5 protein-coding genes are annotated in these 1647 nt (G+C 46.4%); all 5 read right to left on the bottom strand.

The window, feature by feature from the left end; all coding sequences use genetic code 11:
• Positions 1-230: hypothetical protein (locus K2Q26_12845; protein ID MBY0316407.1), on the bottom strand; the 230-nt coding region annotated here is incomplete at its 3' end.
• Between the two features lies 1 nt (position 231).
• The gene (locus K2Q26_12840; GenBank protein ID MBY0316406.1) at positions 232-642 is read right to left on the bottom strand and encodes a hypothetical protein; all 411 of its coding nucleotides are present in this window, start codon (positions 640-642) and stop codon (positions 232-234) included.
• 15 nt (positions 643-657) lie between these two features.
• Positions 658-1041 carry a hypothetical protein gene (locus K2Q26_12835; protein ID MBY0316405.1) on the bottom strand — a complete coding sequence of 128 codons (384 nt, stop codon included), beginning with the start codon at positions 1039-1041 and terminating at the stop codon, positions 658-660.
• A gap of 16 nt (positions 1042-1057) precedes the next feature.
• Positions 1058-1456, bottom strand: coding sequence for a RusA family crossover junction endodeoxyribonuclease (locus tag K2Q26_12830; protein ID MBY0316404.1), 399 nt, complete (start codon positions 1454-1456; stop codon positions 1058-1060).
• A gap of 5 nt (positions 1457-1461) precedes the next feature.
• On the bottom strand, positions 1462-1647 hold a 186-nt coding region (locus tag K2Q26_12825), incomplete at its 5' end, for a hypothetical protein (GenBank protein ID MBY0316403.1).

The raw sequence follows: 1647 nt of genomic DNA, 5'->3' as shown, positions 1-1647 counted from the left end.
ATGACTGGCTCGCCTTTCTTGGTAAATGCTTTTTGTTCCATGAGCGTGTACCCGAGCAATTCAGTCATTGCTATGAATCGCCCGTGACCGACCACTATCACGCCGTCTTTGTCGAGAATGAGTGGCTGTTTGCACCCGAATGCTTTTATCGAGCTTGCGATCTTTTCAAGCTGAAAGCCTGGATGTTCTTTTGCGTTCTTCTCGTATTTTTTTACGTCAGTGATTTGCATATTAGTTTTTTTCCATCCAGCCCACCATGCTCGACTCGTTGCAGGCACCGACCTTGCCATCGTCGTCTATGTACTCGTAAGTAGGCTTTCCTTTCTCTGTTGGGAGAACGCCGATCACGAGACGCTCGATCCCTCTCCTATTGCGGCAGATCGTGCCGAACGTATAGGTCATCTTTTGATTGGGATTCTTCTTCTCCCAGTGGTGTCGGAGGGCAGCAAAGAATTCTCCCTGGACCGTTTCAAGAAAAGCGATGATTGTTTCCCTGCTTTCCGTTTTGAAGATCGGAAGCAGACTGTGCGCTCCAATGATCCAGGCACCGACAAAGTCCGGACGAGCGGACAGAAATCGAGCCGAGAGACCGATTGGGTTGGGTTGTGATTTGTTTTCTTTTTTAGTGTTCTTTTTTGGCATATGAATTAATTATTTTTAATGTTTGTGGCATGTGGCATCTGACTCGAGGATCTCGTTACAGATGCTGCATCGCTTGATCCAGAGGTGATGCTCGCAAGCCTGCCGCTTTCGTTCTTGCCCCTGCATCTGAATAAATTCGTAGGTTCCTTTCACTTTGCTGAGATATTTTTCTTTTCGCCTTTCTCTGTAAATCTCAGCCACCTCGTCTGGCATAAACTTCGGCATGAGTGATCGACGAATCCATCCGTTATTGCCGGCATGGAAGCGAATAGCTCGAGGGTCAACTTTGAAGAAGCGGGATATCCATAGGATCTTCCACCCGCCTTCTTCGTACCGCTTTCGAGCTTCCTCGATTTGAGCGGCGTTTAGTTTGTGTCGAGGATTATTCGCGTTGAACATGAGTGCTTATGGGAGGTCATGCGTTGTCGAGTGTTATCTGCACTTCGACCCGTCCTTTGCCGTCGGACGCATAGTGAGATTCGAATGCTCCATCAAGGAACTTGTCATTTTGGAAGAGAGCGTCGGCCAATCCCTTGAAGACATTGTCAGGATCGGCATGCACTCCATTGACCCAGTAGATTACGATCGACATTTGAGCGCGTGCCGATATCTTTGTGGTGAGGGGCTGGACCGCTTCAGTTGAGAATTCCGGATATTCTCTGTGGAAGATACTGCGGACGTATTCTTTCCATGCGTAATACTTTTTAGCTTTCGGTAGCCACAGCGCCCTGCCCACTACTCGAACGTATGGGACCGGATTACCTTCGAGGTCATCCGGATTTCCTTTTATTGTGAATTTGATTGTTTTCTTCATAGGTCTTAGTGGTTAAATCTGTTAATGGTCATCTTTTCGGTGAGTTTTCTCATTTCTGTGGATAAGTTATTCACAGGGTCCCTAATACTAGGTTTCTCTTTTTTCCCTAAGTTTTGTGTGTTAACTTGCTTTACTACTTTTGGTAAAGAGGATTTACCACTTCTGGTTAACTCTCTTAACTGGTTAATTTC

This window comes from Bdellovibrionales bacterium (assembly GCA_019750295.1).
GTDB lineage: Bacteria > Bdellovibrionota > Bdellovibrionia > Bdellovibrionales > JAGQZY01 > JAIEOS01.
Note: the sequence above shows the minus strand (reverse complement) of the source record. Positions and strands in the feature narration are given on the sequence as shown.

Coding starts and splice junctions, on each gene's coding strand:
- K2Q26_12830 (MBY0316404.1), bottom strand. CDS start 1,456: ATGAAGAAAACAATCAAATTCACAATAAAAGGAAATCCGGATGACCTC.
- K2Q26_12835 (MBY0316405.1), bottom strand. CDS start 1,041: ATGTTCAACGCGAATAATCCTCGACACAAACTAAACGCCGCTCAAATC.
- K2Q26_12840 (MBY0316406.1), bottom strand. CDS start 642: ATGCCAAAAAAGAACACTAAAAAAGAAAACAAATCACAACCCAACCCA.